The organism is Mannheimia bovis, assembly GCF_014541205.1.
Classification (GTDB): domain Bacteria; phylum Pseudomonadota; class Gammaproteobacteria; order Enterobacterales; family Pasteurellaceae; genus Mannheimia; species Mannheimia bovis.
In genome coordinates, this window is the sequence record NZ_CP061280.1 from 1,964,665 (window position 1) to 1,988,116 (window position 23,452).

22 protein-coding genes are annotated in these 23,452 nt (G+C 40.4%); 16 read left to right on the top strand and 6 right to left on the bottom strand.

What is annotated here, in order from left to right; all coding sequences use genetic code 11:
- Positions 1-86: 86 nt before the first annotated feature.
- The 7 genes from lexA (at position 87) to ICJ55_RS09745 (ending at position 6,591) form a co-directional block, all read left to right on the top strand.
- The gene (gene lexA, locus ICJ55_RS09715; protein WP_188156615.1) at positions 87-722 is read left to right on the top strand and encodes a transcriptional repressor LexA; all 636 of its coding nucleotides are present in this window, start codon (positions 87-89) and stop codon (positions 720-722) included.
- An 85-nt stretch (positions 723-807) separates the two neighbouring features.
- Positions 808-1,497: a DNA mismatch repair endonuclease MutH gene (gene mutH / locus ICJ55_RS09720; RefSeq protein WP_188156616.1), complete on the top strand. Its 690-nt coding sequence runs from the start codon at positions 808-810 to the stop codon at positions 1,495-1,497.
- Between the two features lie 80 nt (positions 1,498-1,577).
- Positions 1,578-2,309, top strand: coding sequence for a TerC family protein (locus ICJ55_RS09725; RefSeq protein ID WP_188156617.1), 732 nt, complete (start codon positions 1,578-1,580; stop codon positions 2,307-2,309).
- Between the two features lie 91 nt (positions 2,310-2,400).
- Entirely contained in the window at positions 2,401-3,438 is a 1,038-nt protein-coding gene (nagZ, locus tag ICJ55_RS09730; protein ID WP_188156618.1) for a beta-N-acetylhexosaminidase, read from the top strand.
- A complete protein-coding gene (gene rlmC, locus ICJ55_RS09735) occupies positions 3,431-4,609 on the top strand; it encodes a 23S rRNA (uracil(747)-C(5))-methyltransferase RlmC (RefSeq protein WP_188156619.1) in 1,179 nt (392 codons plus the stop codon). Before nagZ ends, rlmC begins: the two co-directional genes overlap by 8 nt.
- A 189-nt stretch (positions 4,610-4,798) precedes the next feature.
- Complete coding sequence (gene eno / locus ICJ55_RS09740) at positions 4,799-6,109, top strand: phosphopyruvate hydratase (RefSeq protein ID WP_025236378.1); 1,311 nt, start codon at positions 4,799-4,801, stop codon at positions 6,107-6,109.
- A gap of 71 nt (positions 6,110-6,180) precedes the next feature.
- Complete coding sequence (locus ICJ55_RS09745; RefSeq protein ID WP_188156620.1) at positions 6,181-6,591, top strand: DUF2251 domain-containing protein; 411 nt, start codon at positions 6,181-6,183, stop codon at positions 6,589-6,591.
- A gap of 51 nt (positions 6,592-6,642) precedes the next feature.
- Here ICJ55_RS09745 and ICJ55_RS09750 read toward each other — a convergent pair whose 3' ends face one another.
- The 5 genes from ICJ55_RS09750 to selD form a co-directional block, all read right to left on the bottom strand.
- Positions 6,643-7,626 carry a dihydroorotate dehydrogenase gene (locus ICJ55_RS09750; protein ID WP_188156621.1) on the bottom strand — a complete coding sequence of 328 codons (984 nt, stop codon included), beginning with the start codon at positions 7,624-7,626 and terminating at the stop codon, positions 6,643-6,645.
- A gap of 56 nt (positions 7,627-7,682) precedes the next feature.
- A complete protein-coding gene (locus ICJ55_RS09755) occupies positions 7,683-8,906 on the bottom strand; it encodes a uracil-xanthine permease family protein (protein WP_188156622.1) in 1,224 nt (407 codons plus the stop codon).
- Positions 8,907-9,174: 268 nt separating this feature from the next.
- Positions 9,175-10,371, bottom strand: a complete 1,197-nt coding sequence (ubiH, locus tag ICJ55_RS09760) for a 2-octaprenyl-6-methoxyphenyl hydroxylase (protein ID WP_188156623.1) — start codon at positions 10,369-10,371, stop codon at positions 9,175-9,177.
- A 1-nt stretch (position 10,372) separates the two neighbouring features.
- On the bottom strand, positions 10,373-10,846 hold the full coding sequence (locus ICJ55_RS09765; RefSeq protein ID WP_188156624.1) for an NUDIX hydrolase: 474 nt from the start codon (positions 10,844-10,846) through the stop codon (positions 10,373-10,375).
- A complete protein-coding gene (selD, locus tag ICJ55_RS09770) occupies positions 10,846-11,886 on the bottom strand; it encodes a selenide, water dikinase SelD (RefSeq protein ID WP_188156625.1) in 1,041 nt (346 codons plus the stop codon). The genes ICJ55_RS09765 and selD overlap by 1 nt, the downstream gene beginning before the upstream one ends.
- Positions 11,887-12,038: 152 nt before the next feature.
- Here selD and prfB point away from each other — a divergent pair.
- The 7 genes from prfB to ICJ55_RS09805 all read left to right on the top strand — a co-directional run bounded on the left by prfB (position 12,039) and on the right by ICJ55_RS09805 (position 20,467).
- Positions 12,039-13,137 (top strand): peptide chain release factor 2 gene (prfB, locus tag ICJ55_RS09775; RefSeq protein WP_188156626.1). Its coding sequence is split into 2 segments (ribosomal slippage): positions 12,039-12,113 and positions 12,115-13,137, totalling 1,098 coding nucleotides; the frame shifts between segments, so codons are not numbered across the junction.
- Between the two features lie 75 nt (positions 13,138-13,212).
- Positions 13,213-14,196 carry an AEC family transporter gene (locus ICJ55_RS09780; RefSeq protein ID WP_188156627.1) on the top strand — a complete coding sequence of 328 codons (984 nt, stop codon included), beginning with the start codon at positions 13,213-13,215 and terminating at the stop codon, positions 14,194-14,196.
- Positions 14,197-14,217: 21 nt separating this feature from the next.
- Entirely contained in the window at positions 14,218-15,303 is a 1,086-nt protein-coding gene (locus ICJ55_RS09785) for a metallophosphoesterase (RefSeq protein WP_188156628.1), read from the top strand.
- Between the two features lie 267 nt (positions 15,304-15,570).
- Complete coding sequence (gene galT / locus ICJ55_RS09790; protein ID WP_188156629.1) at positions 15,571-16,620, top strand: galactose-1-phosphate uridylyltransferase; 1,050 nt, start codon at positions 15,571-15,573, stop codon at positions 16,618-16,620.
- Positions 16,621-16,629: 9 nt separating this feature from the next.
- Positions 16,630-17,787, top strand: a complete 1,158-nt coding sequence (galK, locus tag ICJ55_RS09795; protein WP_188156630.1) for a galactokinase — start codon at positions 16,630-16,632, stop codon at positions 17,785-17,787.
- A 60-nt stretch (positions 17,788-17,847) separates the two neighbouring features.
- Positions 17,848-18,828, top strand: a complete 981-nt coding sequence (locus ICJ55_RS09800; RefSeq protein ID WP_188156631.1) for a galactose-1-epimerase — start codon at positions 17,848-17,850, stop codon at positions 18,826-18,828.
- A gap of 97 nt (positions 18,829-18,925) precedes the next feature.
- Positions 18,926-20,467, top strand: coding sequence for a CAP domain-containing protein (locus ICJ55_RS09805; protein WP_188156632.1), 1,542 nt, complete (start codon positions 18,926-18,928; stop codon positions 20,465-20,467).
- Positions 20,468-20,526: 59 nt separating this feature from the next.
- Here ICJ55_RS09805 and ICJ55_RS09810 read toward each other — a convergent pair whose 3' ends face one another.
- Positions 20,527-21,084, bottom strand: coding sequence for a YtfJ family protein (locus ICJ55_RS09810; protein WP_188156633.1), 558 nt, complete (start codon positions 21,082-21,084; stop codon positions 20,527-20,529).
- 192 nt (positions 21,085-21,276) lie between these two features.
- Between ICJ55_RS09810 and yajC the strand changes: the two genes are divergently transcribed.
- Both yajC and secD read left to right on the top strand, forming a co-directional pair.
- Positions 21,277-21,570: a preprotein translocase subunit YajC gene (yajC, locus tag ICJ55_RS09815; protein WP_025216924.1), complete on the top strand. Its 294-nt coding sequence runs from the start codon at positions 21,277-21,279 to the stop codon at positions 21,568-21,570.
- Between the two features lie 36 nt (positions 21,571-21,606).
- Positions 21,607-23,448: a protein translocase subunit SecD gene (secD, locus tag ICJ55_RS09820; protein WP_188156634.1), complete on the top strand. Its 1,842-nt coding sequence runs from the start codon at positions 21,607-21,609 to the stop codon at positions 23,446-23,448.
- Positions 23,449-23,452: the final 4 nt, after the last annotated feature.

The following is a 23,452-nucleotide window of genomic DNA, read 5'->3' on the forward strand; positions in this document are numbered from 1 at the left end:
TTTGTGAAATTATTAGTTACAAAACAAAAAATACTGTATATACTATCAATATTTTCTGTATATAAAGACAGTGAGGTTCAACCCAAATGCGTAAACATTTAACTGCTCGTCAGCAAGAAATTTTTGATTTTGTAAAAAATCATATTGAAACAACTGGTATGCCACCAACTCGTGTAGAAATTGCACGAGAAATCGGCTTTAAATCTCCCAATGCCGCAGAGGAACACCTAAAGGCTTTAGCCCGCAAAGGTTATATTGAAATGCTCTCCGGCACATCTCGAGGTATTCGCATTTTAGTTGAGGACGAAACCGAAGCTGCCAATGATGAAGATGAAGGCTTACCACTTATAGGAAAAGTAGCTGCCGGCACACCGATTTTAGCAGTTGAACACGTTGAAAATCATTATCCTGTTAATGGGACGATGTTTAATCCAACTGCTGATTATTTACTCAAAGTAAATGGTAATTCAATGGAGAAAATCGGTATTTTAGACGGTGATTTATTAGCTGTTCACAAAACCAATACTGCTCGTAATGGTCAAGTTGTTGTTGCCCGAGTGAATGATGAAGTAACGGTAAAACGTTTGGAGAAAAAGGGCGACTTAATTTATTTACACCCTGAAAATGACGAATTAAAGGCGATTGTGGTTAATCCAAGCCAAGAATATATTGAGATTGAAGGTATTGCCGTTGGTGTTATTCGCAGTAATGCGTGGATGTAAAATCACAGGGCGATATTTTCGCCTTATAAATAAGATCTAATTGCAAAAAATTATTAAAAAACAACCGCTTGTCTATTAATTTTCTATGAGTGATTATTCTCTTGCCGGCATTCCTCAAACTGAACAGGAGCTGTTAGCCAAAGCACAATGGCTGGCAGGTTTTACCTTAGGCGAAATTGCTACAATGCTGAATATCCCTGTTCCGCCTGATTTAAAACGAGACAAAGGCTGGGTAGGAACACTTATTGAAACTGCACTCGGAGCAAAGGCGGGGAGCAAAGCGGAGCAAGATTTTTCGCATTTAGGTATTGAGCTTAAAACTATTCCTATTACTCACAAAGGCTTACCGTTAGAAACTACATTTGTAAGCCTTGCTCCTCTCACTCAAAACAACGGTATTACTTGGGAAAGTTCACACGTTAAGCATAAACTTTCGCGTGTATTATGGATTCCTGTCGAAGGCGAACGTACTATTCCACTTTATCAACGCTACATCGGACAAGCGATTTTATGGTCGCCTACATCTACACAAGAACGCCAATTAAAACAAGATTGGGAAGAGTTGATGGAAATGATTGTGTTAGGCAAGCTCCACGCTATTAATGCCAAACACGGTGAAATCTTACAACTTAGACCTAAAGGTAGAAATAATCGCTCTGTAACCGCTGCTATTAATGCTTATGGAGAACGAGTTCAATCGTTGCCTTTAGGCTTTTATTTACGCAAACAATTCACGGCAGAAATTTTACAAAACTTTTTATATTCCCCCCTTTAATTTTGCCTCTATTCTCTATAAGATGTTGCCTTTCTTTTGTATAGAAAAAAAGCAATTCCCTATTTTTAAAAGGACATTTTATGTTTGATTGGATGACAAATCCTGAAGCTTGGGTAGCACTTGTTACGCTCACCGGGCTTGAAATTGTACTTGGTATCGATAACATCATTGTTATCAGCATTTTAGTTTCCCGCTTGCCAATTGAGAAACGCCAATCAGCTCGAATTATCGGTTTGGCTTTAGCAATGGGAACACGTATTTTATTGCTTCTTTCACTTGCGTGGATGATGAAATTAGTTACCCCTCTTTTCTACATTGCAGGTAATGCTATTTCGGGTAGAGATTTAATTTTGCTGATCGGAGGTCTTTTCCTGATTGTCAAAAGTTTGATGGAGCTAAAAGAATCAATTTCGGCTAGTTCACACGAAGAAGAAACAACCTCACTCAAAAAAACCGGCTTTTTGATGATACTGACACAAATTGCTATTTTTGATGTTATTTTCTCACTTGATTCGGTCATTACTGCTGTGGCAATGGCGGATGATATTCCTGTGATGGTGATTGCCATTATGATTGCCGTTGGGGTAATGATGTTAGCTGCAAAAGCGATTGGCAACTTTGTTGACAATAACCCAACAATTAAGAACCTTGCCTTAGCATTCTTAATTTTAATTGGCGTGGTATTAGTCGGCGAAGCCTTTGATATCCATATTCCAAAAGCAGCGGTTTATACCGCAATGGGCTTCTCTGTGGTAGTTGAAATGCTCAATATTAAAATGCGTCGTAACCAAATAAAAATGCAACAAATATAATTACTGAGCAATTCGTTAGCCCTTGATGAAAATCAAGGGCTTTTTAATGTACAATAGCAAGCGGTTTTATTTCTCCCATTTTTTACAAATTATGCTACTTATTGATATTAAAGACAAAGAACTCGCCCAAGAAGAAGTGGAAATACTGGAACACCCTTTAGTTTCCGGATTAATTTTATTCACTCGCAATTTTTACGACAAACAACAAGTTCAAGCTCTCATAAAAGATATTCGAAGCCGTATGAAAAAGCCCTTATTAATTACTGTCGATCAAGAAGGCGGACGTGTGCAGCGTTTCCGTGAGGGGTTCACCAAACTGCCTGCGATGCAATCTTTCAAACAACTGGCAAAAAATGAAACAGAAGCTATCAGAATAGCGAAGGAAAGCGGTTGGTTAATGGCTGCTGAAATGTTTGCTTTAGACATTGATTTAAGTTTTGCTCCTGTGTTGGATTTAGGACACGACTGCAAAGCAATTGGCGACCGTTCATTCGGGCAAGATCCAAATACTATTTTACCTATTGCCGAAGCCTTTATTGACGGAATGCTTGAAATGGGAATGGCAACTACAGGGAAACATTTTCCCGGGCACGGGCACGTTTTAGCCGATTCGCATTTAGAAACCCCGTTTGACGATAGAGCAAAAGAGGTGATTTTTAACCACGACATCCTACCTTTCAAACAGCTGATTAGTAAAGGCAAACTCTCTGCCATTATGCCGGCACACGTTGTTTATACTCAATGCGATAGCCAACCTGCCAGTGGCTCAGCTTACTGGCTCAAAGACGTTTTACGCCAACAGCTTAATTTCAATGGTGTGATTTTCTCCGACGATTTAGGAATGAAAGGTGCAGGCTTTATGGGTAACTTTGTCGAGCGTTCTGAAAAAGCGATTCAAGCAGGCTGCGATTTATTGTTACTTTGCAACGAACCTGAAGGCGTTGTGCAAGTGCTAGATCGCTTGAAATATCAACCGACCCAAGCTCAAAAAGAACGCCATTTATCCTTAATGAAACGTCGAACTGTAACTTGGCGTGAGTTAGAAAATAGCACACGTTATCAACAGGCTCAAGCAGAGCTAACTGCCCTGCAAAATAATTGGCTAGAGTGGAAAGAAGCCAATGCCTAATCAGCTCAACTGTTCGCACTTTGAACGTGGTACCTGCACCTCTTGTCAATGGCTAGAAATACCTTATGCCAGCCAACTCTCAAAGAAAGACGCAGATCTCAAGCGGTTGATTTCTCCCTTTATTTTGCAAAATAAAACCGAAATCTTACCGCTTGTTAGCTCTCCAATTTCTTACTTTCGTAATAAAGCGAAAATGGTAGTATCAGGTAGTGTGGAACGCCCTATTCTCGGCATTTTAAAAGATCAAAATGATGCCCAAAGTGGCATTGATTTAACTGATTGCTCACTCTACCCTGCTTCATTTTCGGGTCTCTTCCCTATTTTAAAAGATTTTATTGCCCGAGCCGGGTTAGTGCCATATAACATCGCCAAGAAAAAAGGTGAGCTGAAATATATTCTGATTACCGAAAGTCGGTTCAACCAATCGTTAATGCTCCGTTTTGTGGTACGAAGCGAAGCAAAACGTGCATTGGTGGAGCGAGAGCTACCGAAACTGCTGGAAAAACTACCTCCCAATTCGGTCGTTAGCCTCAATATTCAACCGCAGCACGCAGCTGTCTTAGAGGGTGAAACTGAGATTTTCCTGACAGAGCATAAAGTCATTGAAGAATATTTTAACGACATACCGTTATTTATTCGTCCACAAGGCTTTTTCCAAACCAATCCTTTTGTTGCAAGCCAACTTTACTTAACCGCTCAACAATGGATTGAAACCCTACCGATACAAAAATGTTGGGATCTTTTCTGTGGTGTCGGAGGCTTTGGTCTGCATTGTGCAAAAGCATTGAGTGAAAAAAATCCAAATGTGGAATTAACCGGTATTGAAATATCAGCCTCAGCGATTGAAAGTGCAACCAAATCTGCAAATGCTCTTGGCTTAAAAAACGTCAAATTCGCCTCGCTCGATTCCACCCAATTTGCGTTAAATGAAGCAGGCTTAACGCCTGATTTAGTGATTGTCAATCCGCCTCGTCGTGGTATTGGCAAACCTTTAGCTGAATTTTTAAATGATTTAGGCTCGCCTTATTTGATTTATTCAAGTTGCAACGCTCAATCTATGGCGAAAGATTTTGCAGCCTTAACCAATTATGAATTACACAAAGTACAGTTGTTTGATATGTTCCCTCATACTTCACATTATGAAACACTGACTTTTTTAATCAAAAAATAAGCATACAAGCGGGCAAATTTTTGCCGTTTTTTGCAAACATTGCTATAATCTTGAGCGAATATAGTCTTAGATCAAATTAGTGGTAAATTCTCAATACGCATCGCAGTTTTTCCAAGACAAAAATGTAAAATCGTTTTACTATATACCTATTCTTTTTTCTATTAACTCTCACATTAGAGGATATCAACAATGGCAAAAATTGTTAAAGTAATCGGTCGTGAAATCATCGACTCTCGTGGTAACCCAACAGTAGAAGCAGAAGTTCACTTAGAAGGTGGTTTTGTTGGTTTAGCAGCTGCTCCATCAGGTGCATCTACAGGTTCACGTGAAGCATTAGAATTACGTGATGGTGACAAAGGTCGTTTCTTAGGTAAAGGTGTATTAAAAGCGGTTTCTGCAGTAAATAATGAAATTGCTAAAGCAATTGAAGGTAAAGAAGGTACAGCACAAGCTGAAATCGACCAAATTATGATCGATTTAGACGGTACAGATAACAAATCTAAATTTGGTGCAAACGCAATCTTAGCAGTTTCTTTAGCAACGGCTAAAGCAGCAGCGGCATCTAAAGGTTTACCACTTTACGCATACATTGCTGAATTAAACGGTACTCCGGGCGTTTACTCTATGCCGTTACCAATGATGAATATCATCAACGGTGGTGAGCACGCAGACAACAACGTTGATATTCAAGAATTTATGATTCAACCAGTAGGTGCTTCAACATTAAAAGAAGCATTACGCATTGGTGCTGAAGTATTCCACAACTTAGCGAAAGTATTAAAATCTAAAGGTTTAAATACTGCGGTAGGTGATGAAGGTGGTTTCGCACCAAACTTAGCATCAAATGCAGATGCATTAGCGTGTATCAAAGAAGCAGTTGAGAAAGCAGGCTACGTTTTAGGTAAAGATGTAACTTTAGCGATGGACTGTGCATCTTCTGAATTCTACGACAAAGAGCGTAACGTGTACGATATGAAAGGCGAAGGCAAAACTTTCACTTCACAAGAGTTCACTCACTACTTAGAAGGCTTATGCAAAGAGTATCCAATCGTGTCTATCGAAGATGGTCAAGACGAATCAGACTGGGAAGGTTTTGCATACCAAACTAAAGTATTAGGCGACAAAGTTCAATTAGTAGGCGACGATTTATTCGTAACTAATACTAAAATCCTTAAAAACGGTATCGAAAAAGGTATCGCAAACTCTATCTTAATCAAATTCAACCAAATCGGTTCATTAACTGAAACCTTAGCAGCGATTAAGATGGCGAAAGATGCAGGTTACACCGCAGTAATCTCTCACCGTTCAGGCGAAACTGAAGATGCAACTATCGCAGATTTAGCAGTAGGTACAGCAGCAGGTCAAATCAAAACCGGTTCTATGAGCCGTTCTGACCGTGTAGCGAAATACAACCAATTAATCCGTATCGAAGAAGCATTAGAGCGTGCTGGCACACCAGCTCCGTTCAATGGTCGTAAAGAGATTAAAGGTCAAGCATAATTGCTGATTTAACTTCCGAAATGCCACTGAGAAATCAGTGGCATTTTTATATTGCACTCAAAGGGGATAAAATGCTCTACTCTGTTCTTACCGACCATATTTTGCTCAATGAACCTTACCGCAACGGAGCTCATTCCACTCAGCACGAACATTTGGTAGTGATGTTTGAGATTGATGAAGAAACTGGCTATTTTTACGCAATGGATTTACACCAAACCGAACAACCTGTGGTGGATAGTTTATTTGTATTCAGCATTAGCGATATTGAGCAAAACTCGGTTCACGAGCCACGCCGTTTGGAAATTTGCTGGGACGAAAGCGGCTATCAAGCCTTCTTAGTTATCAACGGATACCCACACGCTGCGTTTGATTTCCGCCAATTTGTGGGCTACAACCGTACTAAATTCCCTCAGCCAGAGCTAGGCAGTATGTGGGTGCATAAGGAAACCACTAATGAATTAGTGGAGAAATGGTTGGGCTAAATGTTCTATTTAAGTATTTAGGCGTGCAAGGCACGCCTCTATTCTTCGTTATTAAGACAAAATCTCTTTAAATACACCAATTCCTTTTACACCTAATGCCGTTGCTAAACCAACAAAATCAGCCCCAACCGCTTTCATTCGATCAAAGCCAGCTTTATCATTTACACCACCTACACCAATAATTTGCAGTGATTTCAATGTTGGCTCTTGGTCAAGCATTTGACGAAGTGTATAAACATTTCCAAGAGAAAGAGCGTGGATTGCAGTTCCTGCCATTCCTCCTACACCTGTACCCACTTCTGAGTTTAATACTGATTTATCACCTTGCATTAACAATGATGAACCAAGTGTATTCGTTGAAGTAATAAAGGTAATTGGTAAATTTTTACCATTTTCGACCGCTTGTAATAACCCTTTAATCAATTCATCATACTGATTTTGGTATGTAAATGGAGGAATTTTGATACCGATTGGCAAAGCATTTTCCCCTTGATTGAGTTTATCCAGCGTTGTTTGTAGTGCATTTAAATATGGTAAAAGTTCCTCTGCAGAATAAGCAGGCGAAACTTTACCCGGAATATTCGGGCAAGAAATATTGATTTCCATTGCCAGCGGCATTTTCACTTCAGTTTGCAACTCACAAATCTGTTCGTAACAATCTCCTACTTCCTCAGGCGAGCCAAATACAGAAATGATAAATGGTTTACTGCTATTTGAACTTAATTCATCAGAAATGGTACGAACAAAATTTTTAGTTACAGTTAAATTATTTGGACTAAGCCCAATGGTATTGAGGCTGGAAGTTTGCAAAGCTGTGGCATTTTGTACATTTACACCGGCAACTTGTTGGGCAGTGGAATCAAATAAAACATATTGATTGTTCGCCCAATCGTGTGGGTATGGCTCTAACATTGAAGTACGCGTAGTAACAGCCCCCGTGTATTCACACGCATAGAGTTCACGCAGGTTGTCGATCTCAGAGCACCAAGGGCAAGGCGTATTAAGAAGAGGGGGATTGAATGTTAATTTTTGCATAGATTATTCCTTATTTTAGACTTTGTAACAAAAAGGACGCATTAGCGTCCTTACGATTAATGAGTTACGTTTTTTTCTTTTGGTAACACGATGTTTAGCACAATCGCCACTAAAGCACATAAGCTAATCCCTTTCAGAGAGAACTCACCGATGTTGATTAGCATACCACCAATACCGAATGTCATTACCACAGAAGCAATACAAAGGTTGCGTGGGATACTTAAATCAACTTTAGCTTTAATTAAGGTATTGATACCCACAACGGCTACTGCACCGAACAGCAACATCATAATACCGCCCATCACGAAAGTTGGGATAGTTGCAAGGAATGCCCCAATTTTCCCGCAGAAGGAGAAAGCAATTGCCCAACACGCTGCCCAAGTCATAATTTTCGGATTGAAGTTCTTGGTTAGCATTACTGCACCGGTTACTTCTGAGTAAGTCGTATTTGGTGGACCACCTAATGCCGCTGCCGCAGAAGTGGCTAAACCATCTCCTAAAAGTGTGCGGTGTAAGCCCGGTTTTTTCATAAAATCTTTGCCTGCTACTTGGCTAATTGCCATTACATCGCCTAAATGCTCAACTGCAGGAGCAAGAGCAATTGGCAGTAAGTAAAGAATAGCATCTAATTGGAACTCCGGTGCAGAAACATTCGGTAAGCTAAACCAAGGAGCTTCAATCACTTTGGTAAAATCTACTAATCCCATAAAGATAGATAAAATATAGCCTACTGTTAAGCCGGCTAAAATTGGTACTAATTTCAATAAACCCTTAGCAAAAACAGCCACAATAAGGGTAGTTAACAACGTTGTCATTGAAACAACAATTGCAGTATTGTATGGAATGTTTGCCGATTTACCTGTTGCCATATCTACCGCTACAGGGGCAAGACCCAAACCGATTACCATAATCACAGGACCAATCACAATTGGTGGAAAATATCTATGTAAGATTTCAACACCTTTTGCTTTCACTAAAGCAGATAATGCCATATAAACGAAACCTGAACAGAGTAATGCCCCCATTGTTACAGGAATACCCCATTGTTGGACACCGAATTGGATTGGAGCAATAAAAGCGAAAGAAGATGCGAGAAAAACAGGGACTTGACGTTTAGTACAAACTTGGAAAATTAGAGTGCCGACACCGGCAGTAAGAAGGGCAACATTAGGATCTAAACCGGTAATTAGCGGAACTAATACCAATGCCCCAAATGCAACAAACAACATTTGCAAGCCGATAAACGCCTGTTTTGGCGTATTCATATTTTCTGTGGTCATTTTTTACTCTCTTTGTGTGATGACGATGTAACTCTTGCAGTTACTCAGATGAAAGCATACAAAACCATCTTAGCAAACGATTACGGCAATCGGTTGCCAATTTTAGGTAAAATTTTTTTGCCGATTTTACGGCAAAAAATTTTCTAGGGCTTCCACTAATAGAAAAGCCTTGAATTTTCATTCAAGGCTTAGAATTAATTTTTAAACGGGCAGGATAATATAGTATTCTTGCAACAATGTCAAATAGAAAATTTAAGATTTTATGCTCTTACCAGCCTAATGCTCGATTAGTAATAAAATCTCTAGCCGTTTTCGAGTGTGAAACCGCGAATAGCCCAAAATTCCTCATAGCTTGCACAGGCAAAATTTCGCAAGAAAAGATAGAAATTAGACCGCTTGTTGCATTCATAATCCTATTTTGATCTTCCGTTCGTTCGTTCTCAAACTCGGCTAATAATAAAAATTCACCAATATCGTTCCCTTGATTAAAAGCGTGGGCTACCCACTTTGCCAATACGTGCAAATCTCTCAACCCTAAGTTAAACCCTTGCCCGGCAACAGGGTGAAGCATTTGAGCAGCATTTCCAACAATCGCTAAACGATGGTGAATATGGCTTTCTGCTTTTTGTAAAATAAGCGGATAAACAAACCGCTTGCTCACACGCAAAAACTGCCCTAACTTCCAGCCAAATTGATGTTGTAATCGACTTAAAAACTCATTATCAGACAATTGCATCAATTCATCTGCATTTTTCACACACCAAACAAGCGACATCATATTGCCACTTAACGGCAGTAAGGCAAAAGGTCCTTGTTCAGTAAAGTATTCAAAGGCTTGATGTTGATGCCACTCACTCAATTCTACATTAGCGATAATGGCTGATTGCACATAGTCTCTTAATTGTACAGTTTCTACACCACACATTTTCGCAACTTGAGATTGAATACCATCGGCTGCTACAAGTAAGGAACTGCTCAACTTCTCACCATTTTTTAGCGTTAGTTCACAACATTGCTGTGAGCGTTTGATAACCTCAACTTCATTCGGACAAAAGAGCTGAATATTAGTCTGCTGCTCAATACAAGCGGTTAATTTTTTACCCAATTTTGCAAGTTCAACCACAACGCCAAGTTGAGGCACATTCTGTTCGCTCGCTTTCAATGTAACTTTGCCAAAATGTCCTTTATCCGCTACTTGGATTTGTTTAATCGGAGTGGCAATTTCTCTGATTTCTGCTTCCAAATTATTGCCAACAAGCGGTATGATTTGCCTCATTTTTTGCAAACTACCTTGTGCAAGAGCAATACTTCTCGCATCAAAACCGCCTTGCTGTGCGTAGTTTGGTAATGACTTTTCTACAATCGCAATCGAGATTTTATGCTGGGTAAAACTACTCAATGCTAACGCTAACACCGAGCCGGTAACTGCCCCGCCGACAATCACCACATCAAATTCAGTTGCCATTCTATTTTCCATTTTTTGCCCAATCAAACGCATTAAGAATACTTAACGGATAACGCTCACCGCTTAAATAATCTTTTACCGATTGAATTACCAACGGGCTACGTTCACATTGCCCCTCTTGCTGAATATAGTGGTTAAATTCCTCTACACTTAACCAGAGAGCTTGAGTAATATCTGCATCTTGCGGATTAGGCTCAATCCAATCATCAAGTTCAACCGCAAACAGAAAACGTAGATAGTCCGTTTTAGAGCGAGGGGCTTGCCATTGGTAAATTTTCACAAGACTCGCTATTTCTGCACGAATGCCTGTTTCTTCAAACAGCTCTCGACTTGCCCCTTCCTGCAACGTTTCATTTGGTTCTAAATGTCCTGCAGGTTGATTAAGAGTATGTTTACCATATTCGATCTCTTCAACAAACAAAAACTTACCCTTGCAATGCACCACGCAAGCCATTGTTACATTCGGTTTAAACATCAAATTACCTCGATAAGTGGCTTATCTTCTTCCATTTCAAGCAATCGCCCAACGTGGAATAAAGGCACACCTGCATTTTTTGCAATCTGTTGAATTTTTTCGACCGCTTGTGGCAACACTGCTACCAATAGACCACCGGAAGTTTGCGGATCACACAAGATCGCTTTTTGCTCCTCTGTCATTGCTGAAATCAAATGCCCGTAACTATCAAAATTGCGATTCGTCCCGCCCGGCACTGCCCCTAAGGCAATGTAATCTTTCGTACCCTCTAGAGTTTGAATATCGGCAAAATGCACTTCAGCACGCAAGTTCGAACCTTGACACACCTCGCTTAAATGCCCGAGCAAACCAAAGCCGGTCACATCGGTCATTGCCGTGACTTCCGTAAGCTCAGAAAACTCTGCCCCAATCAAGTTGATTTGGCACATCACTTCACTCGCCAAATTCTGATGTTCAGGCTTGAGCAAGCCTTTTTTCTCGGCAGTGGTTAAAACCCCAATCCCTAACGGCTTGGTTAAAAACAGTTCACAGCCAGCAACTGCCGAAGCATTGCGTTTCACTCGTTCGGTCGGCACAATACCTGTAACGGCTAAACCGAAAATCGGTTCCGGCGAATCAATCGAATGCCCGCCCGCCAACGCAATACCCGCCTGTTGGCACGCAAAACGCCCGCCCTCAACAATTTGCTGGGCGACTTCTGCCGGCAATTTATTAACAGGGAAACCGAGGATCGCAATCGCCATAATCGGCTTACCGCCCATTGCGTAAATATCGCTAATCGCATTGGCAGAGGCGATCCGCCCAAAGTCAAACGGATCGTCCACAATCGGCATAAAGAAATCCGTTGTGCTGATAATCGCCTGCCCATTGCCTAGATCGTAAACCGCCGCATCGTCCGCCGTTTCATTACCCACGAGCAAATTCGGGTCGATAAATTTATCTAATTGCGTTTGTAAAATTGTCCCTAACACCTTAGGAGAAATCTTACAACCTCAACCCGCCCCGTGGCTGAACTGGGTTAATCTAATCGGTTCAGACATCTCGCCTCCATAATCAATCAAAATAAGTGCTATTGTACGCTAACAAGCGGTAAAATTTGGCAAATTTTTTGCAAAAAATTCTGAAAATTTGACCGCTTGCGGTATAATCACGCCCTATTTTGCGAGACCAAAACTGTAAAAAGGAAGAAATAATGTTTGAATTGAACCCAATTAAAAACCAACTTGCGGATTTATCTCAACGAACTGAGGTAATTCGGGGGTATCTTTGACTTTGATCATAAAGTCGAGCGTTTAGAAGAAGTGAATGCCGAGCTGGAACAGCCGGATGTGTGGAATAAGCCGGAAAAAGCTCAAGCTCTCGGTAAAGAAAGAGCGATGTTGGAGCAGATCGTCAATACCATTCGCCAGTTAGAGCAAGGGATTGAAGATGTGGAAGGCTTGATTGAATTAGCAGTGGAAGCCGAAGATCAAGACACCTTTAACGAGGCACAAGCCGAAGCCGATGAATTAGAGAAGAAACTGGCGGATTTAGAATTTAAACGGATGTTCAGCGGTCCGCACGACAGTGCCGACTGCTATTTGGATCTGCAAGCCGGTTCGGGCGGTACAGAGGCACAAGACTGGACGGAAATGTTACTGCGAATGTATTTACGTTGGGCGGAAAGCAAAGGCTTTAAAGCGGAATTGATGGAAGCCTCCGACGGCGATGTGGCAGGAATTAAATCCGCTACAGTAAAAATTTCCGGCGAATATGCCTATGGCTGGTTTAGAACGGAAACAGGCATTCACCGTTTAGTGCGTAAAAGCCCGTTTGATGCGAACAACGGTCGTCATACTTCGTTCTCCGCTGCCTTCGTTTATCCTGAAGTCGATGACAATATTGATATTGAGATCAACCCTGCCGATCTTCGCATTGATGTTTATCGTGCCTCCGGTGCGGGTGGTCAGCACGTTAATAAAACCGAATCGGCGGTGCGTATCACCCATATGCCAAGCGGCATTGTAGTGCAATGTCAGAATGGACGTTCGCAACACCAAAATAAAGATCAGGCGATGAAACAGCTCAAAGCAAAACTCTATGAGTTGGAAATGAGTAAGAAAAATGCGGAGAAACAGGCGATGGAAGATAATAAATCGGACATCGGTTGGGGCAGCCAAATTCGCTCTTATGTGTTGGATGATTCTCGCATCAAAGACCACCGCACAGGTGTGGAACACCGCACCACTCAACAAGTGTTAGACGGTGATTTGGATAAATTTGTCGAGGCAAGTTTGAAAGCTGGGCTTTAATTTACAAATTTTCGAGTAAAAATAACCGCTTGTATTCCTCTTTATTTAAGGAGGAATACCATCTCAGGTAATCAAATGAATATTTTCGACTCTCTTCAATTTAGCATTAGCGTAACACTCCCAACTATTTTATTAATGTTATTCGGGATTTTTCTACGCAAGCGAAAATTCATTGATGATGCCTTTTGTAATATGGCATCAAAGGTAGTGTTTAACTTTACTCTCCCGCCAATGCTTTTCTTTAATATGTTAAAAAGTCCGTTGGATTTTACTAGCCAAATTAGCTTGATTTCCACCGGTGTGGGAGGGTCGATATTAATTTATTTGTGGGCGGAATGGTGGGCAGCAAGACACATAGAAAACCGCCGTTATCGCTGTATTTTCACGCAAGGGACATTTCGCACAAATGCTGCAATTTTAGGCATTGCCTTGATCCTCAATGCCTATGGCGATAAAGCCCTAGCGGCTGCTTCGGTTTATATTTCCTGCTTAGTGATTACCTTTAATGTACTGGCTGTAATTACACTTACTTCATCGCTGAGCGAAAAGAAAGTCAATGCAGGCAGACTAGCGATTTCGATTGTTAAAAACCCGCTGATTTTAGCAGTGATTGCCGGCATTATTTTCAATCTCTTTGAGTTACGCAGCCTAATTCCTAAGCCGATTGAAACCACAGGACATTTAATCGCCGGGCTAACTTTACCCTTAGCCTTAATTTGCACTGGGGCAAGTATTAATTTCAAACAGTTGAAGCAGTTTAATCAAGGCACAGAAAGTACCATTAACAAAATCGTGTTATTTTCTGCCTCTATTCGGCTGATTTTTGCACCGATTTTCTTTCTCTTACTCGGTAAATTTGTGTTCAAACTGCCACCAATGGAGCTGGGTATTGTCTTTGTTGCAGCCTCTGCCCCTGTAGCTGCCGCGACTTATGCAATGACAAGAAGCTATGGTGGCAATGGTGAAGCAGCAGCAAATTTAATTGGGATCACCACACTTGGCTCAATGTTTAGTGCTAGCATCGGGCTATTTCTATTAAGACAATTAGGCTGGGTTTAGCCCCTCATTTAAGGAACAATTTTGGAATATCGCTATTACATCACCACCGCCATTGTGGTTGCAGTGCTACAACTCTTTTTATACAGTTTTGCAAAAACAATCGGCTGGTTGTTTAACTTATCGACAAAAAGTCGAAAAATCACTCACCTCATCACATTTTTAGTGATTAATGCGATGGTTATTCTGCACGTTACCCGAACATTTACCCTGTTTCGAGTAATGGCGTTTGTATTGGTGTTATTGCTATTTGCATTTTTTGTCAGCTTTTTGACCGCTTGTATCTACAAATTAAGCAGAGGCAACACAACGGTAAACCGTTGGCTGAAAATCAGCTACCCTTTTGCCTTTTTAGGCTTAATCGGGCTAGGCTTTTATAACGCCTACACCCCCAAAGTCGAACATTATTCGGTGAAATTAAACAAACCGCTTGAAAAACCGCTACGCATTGGCGTGGCAAGTGATCTGCATTTAGGCAAACTTTTCGGGGCGAAACAGCTGGATAAACTTGCTGCTATTTTTAACCAAGAAAAAGTGGATTTGATTTTTCTGCCGGGCGATATTATGGACGATAATGTCAGTGCGTATCGGGCGGAAAATATGCAACCGCATTTTGCTAAATTAAGAGCCCCACTTGGGGTGTATGCCACCCTTGGCAACCATGATTTCTTTGGGGGACAGAAAAGCATTGCCCAAGAAATTCGTAACGCAGGTATTCAAGTTTTATGGGATCAAGCGGTCGAAATTAACGGAAAATTTACCATTATCGGGCGAAATGATGATTTAGTGAAAGACCGACCATCAACGGAAGCCTTGTTACAAGATGTGAACAGCAAACTGCCGGTGTTTTTGCTCGACCACCGCCCGACAGAAATTGAAAAACACGCTAAATTACCGATTGATATTCAGGTGTCCGGCCACGCTCACAAGGGGCAAGTGTTCCCCGCCAGCATCATCACCAGCCTGATGTATCGACTACACTACAGCTATGAAAAAATCGGCTTAGGGCATTATTTTGTTACTTCAGGATACGGCTTTTGGGGCGTACCGATGCGGTTAGGTTCGCAGTCAGAAGTGATGATTATTGAGGTGGAGGGGAAAAGCCAATAGTTGTAGAGCAAATCATGTTTCCCTTAATACTACCACTTTATTTTTGTAAAAAATTAAAGATCGCAAAGGCAAAGCACCATTTTCCCTTGTGATTTTTATTTACAAAATAATAATGGCATTCAGTTGAAAATTTAGCTCACATTGGAGGGAAACCTGCAAAAAGCAACGCTTTTATGACCGCTTAACTTCATTTTTGTGAGCTATATCACAGTCATTTTTTACAACTTTCGCTATACTTTTGGGAGTTTTAATTTTGAGGAGTGTTTTATGAGCGAATTTGTTCTTAACGACCATCCGCATCGCCGTTTTAATCCGCTGAAAAATCAGTGGATTTTAGTGTCACCGCATCGAGCAAAACGCCCGTGGCAAGGGCAACAAGAAGAGGTAGTGCAAGATGAAAAACCAAGTTACGACCCAACTTGTTATCTCTGTCCTGGTAATAAACGCATTACAGGCGAGCAAAACCCGAATTACACCAAGCCATTTGTGTTTAAAAATGATTTCTCTGCCCTACTTTCAGATACACCTGCTCCAGAACCGAGTGATGATCCGCTCTTCCAGATCTCACATACACAAGGGGAAAGCCGTGTGATTTGCTTTTCGCCTGACCACAGTAAAACCTTGCCGCAACTTTCTGTTGATGAAATTACCGATGTGGTAACGGTTTGGCAAGAACAAGCCAATGAATTGAAAGAGCGTTATCAATGGATACAAATTTTTGAGAATAAAGGCTCGATGATGGGCTGCTCTAACCCTCATCCGCACGGGCAAATTTGGGCAAGTAATTTTTTACCGAATGAAATCACTATTGAAGATGAATGCCAAGCAGATTATTTTGCAAAATACGGCTCACCGCTTTTATTAGATTATGCTCAGCGTGAATTAGATAAAAAAGAGCGAATCGTGGTGGAAACAGAAGATTGGATTGCGGTTGTGCCTTATTGGGCAGCTTGGCCGTTTGAAACACTATTATTACCGAAAGCGAAGCAGTTTAAATCCATTACAGATTTGAACGAAGCTGAAAAAGCCGATTTAGCACTAGCGTTGAAAAAACTGACTACTCGCTATGATAACTTGTTTAATATCAGTTTCCCATATTCAATGGGTTTCCATTTTGCTCCATTTAATGGCAAAGATAATGCACATTGGCAATTACACGCCCATTTCTACCCGCCTTTATTACGTTCAGCTACTGTGCGTAAATTTATGGTTGGCTATGAAATGATGGCAGAAACTCAGCGTGATTTAACGCCGGAGCAAGCTACAGAGCGTTTAAATGCAGTAAGTGATACTGAACATTACAAAAATAAAAAATAAGGAATTTGAATGAAACCACAACAGATTGCTGTTCAAAAATTTGAAGAACATTTTGGTTATAAAGCAGAGCGTACTGTATTTGCTCCGGGTAGAGTGAATATTATTGGCGAACATACCGATTATAACGATGGTTTTGTAATGCCTTGTGCGATTAATTACGGCACAGCGGTTAGTTTTGCTAAACGTGATGATCATAAATGGCGAGTGTTCGCCCTTGATATTAACGAGCAAGAGGAATTTGATTTAAGCCAACCTATTGAGCCAAGCGAACACAAATGGGCAAACTATGTGCGTGGGGTGGTGAAATACATTCAAGCTCAATGTCCAGAGTTTAAACAAGGAGCAGATTTAGTGATTACCAGCGATGTACCGATGTCGTCGGGACTAAGTTCTTCGGCTGCACTTGAAGTGTCGATTGGTAAAACTGCTCAATTGTTGGGAGATTTGCCACTCTCGTTACAACAAATCGCTTTAATCGGGCAAGAAACAGAGAATAAATTTGTTGGCTGTAATTGCGGTAATATGGATCAACTCACCTCTGCTTTAGGACAAAAAGATCACTTTTTAATGATTGATTGCCGCAGTCTTGAGATTAGTCCAACGCCTGAGCCACAGGGTTATTCAATCGCCATTATTAACTCTAATGTGAAGCACGATTTAGTAACAGGTGAATATAATAGTCGCCGTGAGCAGTGCGAATTTGCTGCTCACTTCTTTGGAGCAAAAAAATTGCGTGATGTAACTGCCGAACAATTTATTGAACGTGCCGCAGAACTACGTGATACTAATGAACTTGCCTATAAGCGTGCGAAGCATATCATCAGTGAAAATCAACGTGTTTTAGAAGCTGCGGAAGCCTTAAAAGCGAATAATATGGTTAAATTGGGCGAACTAATGGCAGCTTCGCATAATTCTATGCGTGATGATTTTGAGATTACTTGCCCTGAAGTGGATTGCTTGACTGAAATTGCTCAAAAAGCGATTGGTAAAAATGGTGGAGCAAGAATGACAGGCGGTGGCTTTGGTGGCTGCGTAGTGTGCTTAGTGCCAAATGATAAAGTGGAAAATCTTCGCCAAGCTGTTGCTGAAAACTACGAAAAGCAAACTGGCATTAAAGAGACATTCCATTTATGCACAGCTTGCGATGGTGTGCACGAGGTTGTATGACTCCATAAACATCAGGGCGGATGCTATCCGCCCGAATCTACAATTTATAGGCAATAATCTATGCAATTATTTACCCTTGAAAATTCCTTTTTAAAAATTACTTTGTCAGACTTTGGAGCATCTTGGCTCTCTTGTGTGGTAAAGCTACCGAATGAAGAGCGTGAAGTATTAGTAACCACTTCTGCAAAAAATTGGCAAAAACAGACCGCTTTCTTTGGGGCAACCATTGGGCGTTATGCTAACCGCATTGCTAATGCTGAATATGCCCTAAACGGAAAAACCTATCGCTTAGCAAAAAACAATGGCGAACATAATTTGCATAGTGGCGAATTGGGTGGCGATAAAGTATTTTGGAAAGTGGAAAGCCAGAGCGAACAAGCGGTTAAATTTTCCTATATTTTTGCAGATAATGAGGAAGGCTTTGGTGGTGAAGTGAAAGCCTTTGTAGAATATCGTTTAACCGATAATGAACTGCAAATCAGCTTTGACGCAACCTCAAATCAAGATACACCACTTTGTTTAACTAACCACGCCTATTTTAATCTGCAAGGTTCAGAGAATATTTTAGATCACGAATTGATAGTTAATGCGGATGCCTACTTGCCTGTTGATGCAAGCGGTATTCCAAATGCTCCGCTTAAAAACGTGGCTGGCACGAGTTTTGACTTCCGCACTGTTAAAAAAATCGGGCAAGATTTATTGGCTGATGATGACCAAAAAGCCGTAAAAGGTTACGATCACGCCTTTCATCTTGCAAAAAATAGTGAAAATCTGACCGCTTGTTTAGCAGTAGAAGATTTGAAAATGGAACTCCGCACCTCAATGCCTGCCTTACAAGTTTACACAGGCAACTGGCTAAAGGGGCAACCGAATTTGACTAATGGCGAATATGAAGATTATGCAGGCGTGGCGTTAGAGCCAGAGTTTTTCCCAAATTCCGTGAATCAACCTGAATTATTACAATTTGGCGGCATAACCAAAGCCGGAGAAAATTATCATCATACGATAAGTTATCGGTTTGTCAGCGATTTTAAGTTTTAAATTTAACATCTTGACAAACGAGACTTTTCTCATATTATCTAGGCTATTTATTTCAAAATAGCGATACGGTTTATATCATTTATTGGAGACCTTACTTATGAAAAATGCTTATCTTTTAGGAATTTTAGCTGTTTGTTTGACAGCCTGTAGTGGCGGTGGTGGAAGTGGAAGCGGAAACAACAATGTTGCAAGCACGCCTATTAATAATTCCCACAATGCTTCAAATAACCAAAGTACTAGCAATACTTCGGATAATACCCCAAATGCCGACAATACTTCAGGTAATAACCCAACTACCGGCAATACTTCGGGTAATAACCCAAATACCGACAATACTTCAGGTAATAACCCAACTACCGGCAATACTTCGGGTAATAACCCAAATACCGACAATACTTCAGGTAATAACCCAAATATCGACAATACTTCGGGTAATAACTCCAATACTGGTAATTCAGATAATTTAAATAGGGTTACCGTAAAAAATTCTGCTTTAGAAACTGAAAATCTTCAAAACACAAGATATATACTTAATGGGATTGATACTAAAATTGAGTATGGTCGATTAAAGCTTGCTCAAGACAATATTTATCTCACCCCTGTAGCTGGCACACAAAGTATATCAGAGTCTTTTAAAGTCAAACCGATGACCGAAAGCCAAAAGCAATCGGTGCAAGAAGTTGTTGATTACACGAATAAACTGAGAGCAGAAAAAGGGCTTACAGCTCTTGTTCTTGATAATGACCTGACTGCTTTTGCTCAACGCCGTGCTGAAGAATTAGCAGGTCGATACGCTCACGAAAGACCAGATAATAGCTCAATTTTCGATCAAGGACTTCAAGGTGGTGGCGGTGAAAATATTGCTACAGGTTATAAAACAGCATTGGATGTAAGTAAAGGTTGGGAAAATAGCCCGGGACATTATGCTAATATGATAGGAAAAAACTTTACAAAAATTGGTATCGGTGTAGTTGCAGTACCGGGTAGTACACATACTTATCAATGGGTACAAATTTTTGGTTTTGATACAACAACCACACCTTACTCTTTTGATGAAGATCCTGCTGCTCAAACTAAATTATATGATGCTACAGCTAAGATAATTGGGGCAACACCAGCTATGGAGTGGATTGTTCTGGAAAACGGAATGCCTCTTCATATTGCTGATATCCCTTCAAACGGAGAATGGCAGCATCTTAAGAGTATTACCGATACTAAAACTTATAATGCCTTAATAAACAGCTACGACGATGTCCGTTTTGGTGCACTGAAAGATCAAGATGACAAATATCAGGTGTTCTATCGTGGTAATAATACTATTTTTGAAGAGATCCCTATCAGTGGTATTATCAATTACAATGGTAAAGCCTTTATGACTGATGGTAATAGTACCGCATTCTTAAATTCTGCGTTCCAAGCAGATTTTAGCAATAAAAAACTTGACGGAGTATTATCACAAGAGGGTAATAACCTATTAGATATTCACGCAGTTATTCGTGGCAGCTCTTTCCATAGTAATCCAGATGCTAAAGTTGAAACACAAGGTAGTTTCTTTGGGCCAAAAGCCACAGAGCTTGGTGGTGTATTTTATGAGCACAATAGCAACCGGTATGGTTCTTATGGCGCAAAACAAAAATAATCTGTTACTTTAAGTAAATATAAGCCTCGTGAGATTTTTTCACGAGGCTTAATATAAAACTACTCAATCAATTTTTTCACTAGTCCCACCACTTCTTCAATCTGTTTTGCTGAAAGAGCACCTTCCGTTGCAAATTTGACTTTGCCTGATTTATCCAACACCGCAATAAAGCTCTCTTTTTCTTTTAGATTCCACGCTTTTCTAACATTGCCTTGTTGATCTAACACGACTTGGCTGCGTGGATTTTCTAATTTACCGTCTTCAACATTATTTTTCACAAAAAGCCCAGTTCCCACAATCGCATCATCCGCATTTACAATGGTTAATGTTTGATATTTGATAGGATCAAAAGCTGCATTTTTTAATGCGTTAATTAATTCGTCATTTTTACTCTTTACTGAACTTCTTGCTGCAAAATGAAGCACTACTCGCACTTTTCCGGCAACGGCTGATGAATTCCAACTTTTATAAGCAATTTTGCCTGATTGAATCACTAATTCGCCATCTTTTGCCACCGAAACGGCTGGCAAAGATTGATTTAATTTTACATTATGAGCAAAACTCATATTTGCAAAAAATAGTCCAAAAATAACCGCTAGTTTTCCAACTTTTCTCATTTTTTCTCCTCGTTTTTATAAAAACCGACATAACTTTGTAAACAAAAGAAACGATTTTACCCAAATTTTTGTTTAAAAGAAAAGCATTCGATGAATTTTTCTACTCGTTAATTCATTGAATTTGTGGTATTTTAACAGGCGTTTTTATAACATCAATTTTTTATACCACTTAACACAATTTAAGGAGTTTTTATGCAACAAGGTGGCGGAATGGAAATGATCTTTATTCTGATTGTTTTCGGTGCAATTTTTTATTTTATGATTTATCGTCCACAGGCAAAACGCCAAAAACAACAACGTGAATTACTCGCAAGCCTCGCAAAAGGCGAAGAAGTATTAACCAGCGGTGGTTTAATCGGTAAAATTACGAAAGTAACTGCAGATAATGACAACATTGTTATCGCATTAAACGACACAACTGAAGTAACCATTAAGCGTGATTTCGTGGTTGCTGTATTACCTAAAGGCTCATTAAAATCACTTTAATGCCTCTAATCAAACCTTAACATTTGGGGATTTATTGTGTTAAACCGTTTCCCTCTATGGAAGAATTTAATGGTGATCTTCGTGATCGCCATTGGTGCTTTATATGCCCTTCCAAATTTATATGGCGATGATCCATCTGTACAAATTTCCGGTACTCGTGGACAACAAGCCACACCAGAAACCCTTACTCAAGTTCAATCTACGCTTTCATCAATGAACATTCAGCCGAAATCAGCCGTATTAGAAAATGGTTCGATCTTGGTTCGTTTAGAAAGTGCTGAACAACAACTTCCAGCCAAAGAAAAAATCTCTGAAGCATTGGGTAATAACTATTCTGTTGCATTAAACCTTGCACCGGCAACACCAAAATGGCTCTCAGATATTGGTGGAAGCCCGATGAAACGAGGCTTAGACTTACTTGGTGGTGTTCGTTTCTTAATGGAAGTAGATATGAACACCGCTCTTGCTAAACAGCAAGATACCTTACAAGACAGCTTGCGTAATGATTTCCGCAAAGAAAAACTGCAATATAAAGCGGTCAAAAAAGGCGAAAATTTTGCAACTGAGATTGAGTTTGTTGATAACGAAACAGCTGAAAATGCGGTGCGTTTAATTCGCCGCTCTCACCCAACGCTTGATATTTTAGTTAAAGATAATAACGTAACTTTAACCCCGTCAGAGCAAGCTCTTTCTGATTCTCGTAGTATGGCAATTGAGCAAAATCTTTCTATTTTGCGTAAGCGTGTAGAAGAATTAGGGGTTTCAGAGCCAACTATTCAGCGTCAAGGTGCTGACCGCATTGTGGTGGAATTACCCGGCGTGCAAGATACTGCTCGTGCAAAAGAACTTTTAGGGGCAACTGCAACCCTTGAGTTCCGTTTAGTAAATACAGAAGCCAATTTAGCTTCTGCAGCTAAAGGGATTGTACCGGCTGATTCTGAAGTACAAAACACTCGTGATGGTGAACCTGTTGTATTACGCCGTAAACCGTCTTTAGGTGGTGAGCATATTATTGATGCAACCGCCGGTAAAGATGATCGCGGCTTACCGCAAGTAAGTATCAAATTAGATACTGAAGGTGGCGATATGATGGGCGAAATTACTAAAATGGCAATTAAAAAGCCAATGGCAACCCTTTATACCGAATTTAAAGATTCAGGTCGTAAAGATGCAAACGGCAAAGTTATTTTGGAAAAGCATCAAGAAGTGATTAACGTGGCAACTATCCAAACCCGTTTAGGTAATCAATTCCAAATCACAGGGATTAATTCACCGGCTGAAGCTCAAAATCTTGCGGTATTACTACGTTCTGGTGCATTAATTGCTCCAATCGTGATTGTAGAAGAACGTACTATCGGGGCATCACTCGGTGCGGATAACGTTAAACAAGGTATGGAAGCAAGTATGTTAGGCTTAGGCTTAACCATTTTATTCTGCTTAGCGTTTTATAAAATGTTTGGGGTATTTGCTTCACTAGCGCTTATTGCCAATATGATTTTAACCATCGGGTTAATGTCATTAATTGGGGCAACACTTACAATGCCGGGCATTGCAGGTATTGTGCTGGCAGTGGGTATGTCGGTAGATGCGAACGTGTTGATCTATGAGCGTATTAAAGAAGAAATTCGTAACGGTCGCTCTATTCAACAAGCTATTCACGAAGGCTATAGTGGTGCATTCTCAAGTATTTTTGACTCGAACCTCACCACCATTTTAACCTCTCTTGTGCTGTATGCGGTAGGAACAGGTCCGGTAAAAGGCTTTGCGGTAACGCTTGCTTTAGGGGTAATTATTTCTATGTTTACCGCCATTACCGGTACTCGAATGCTGGTAAACTGGGTTTACGGCGGTAAACGTGTGAAAAAACTTTGGATTTAAGGTG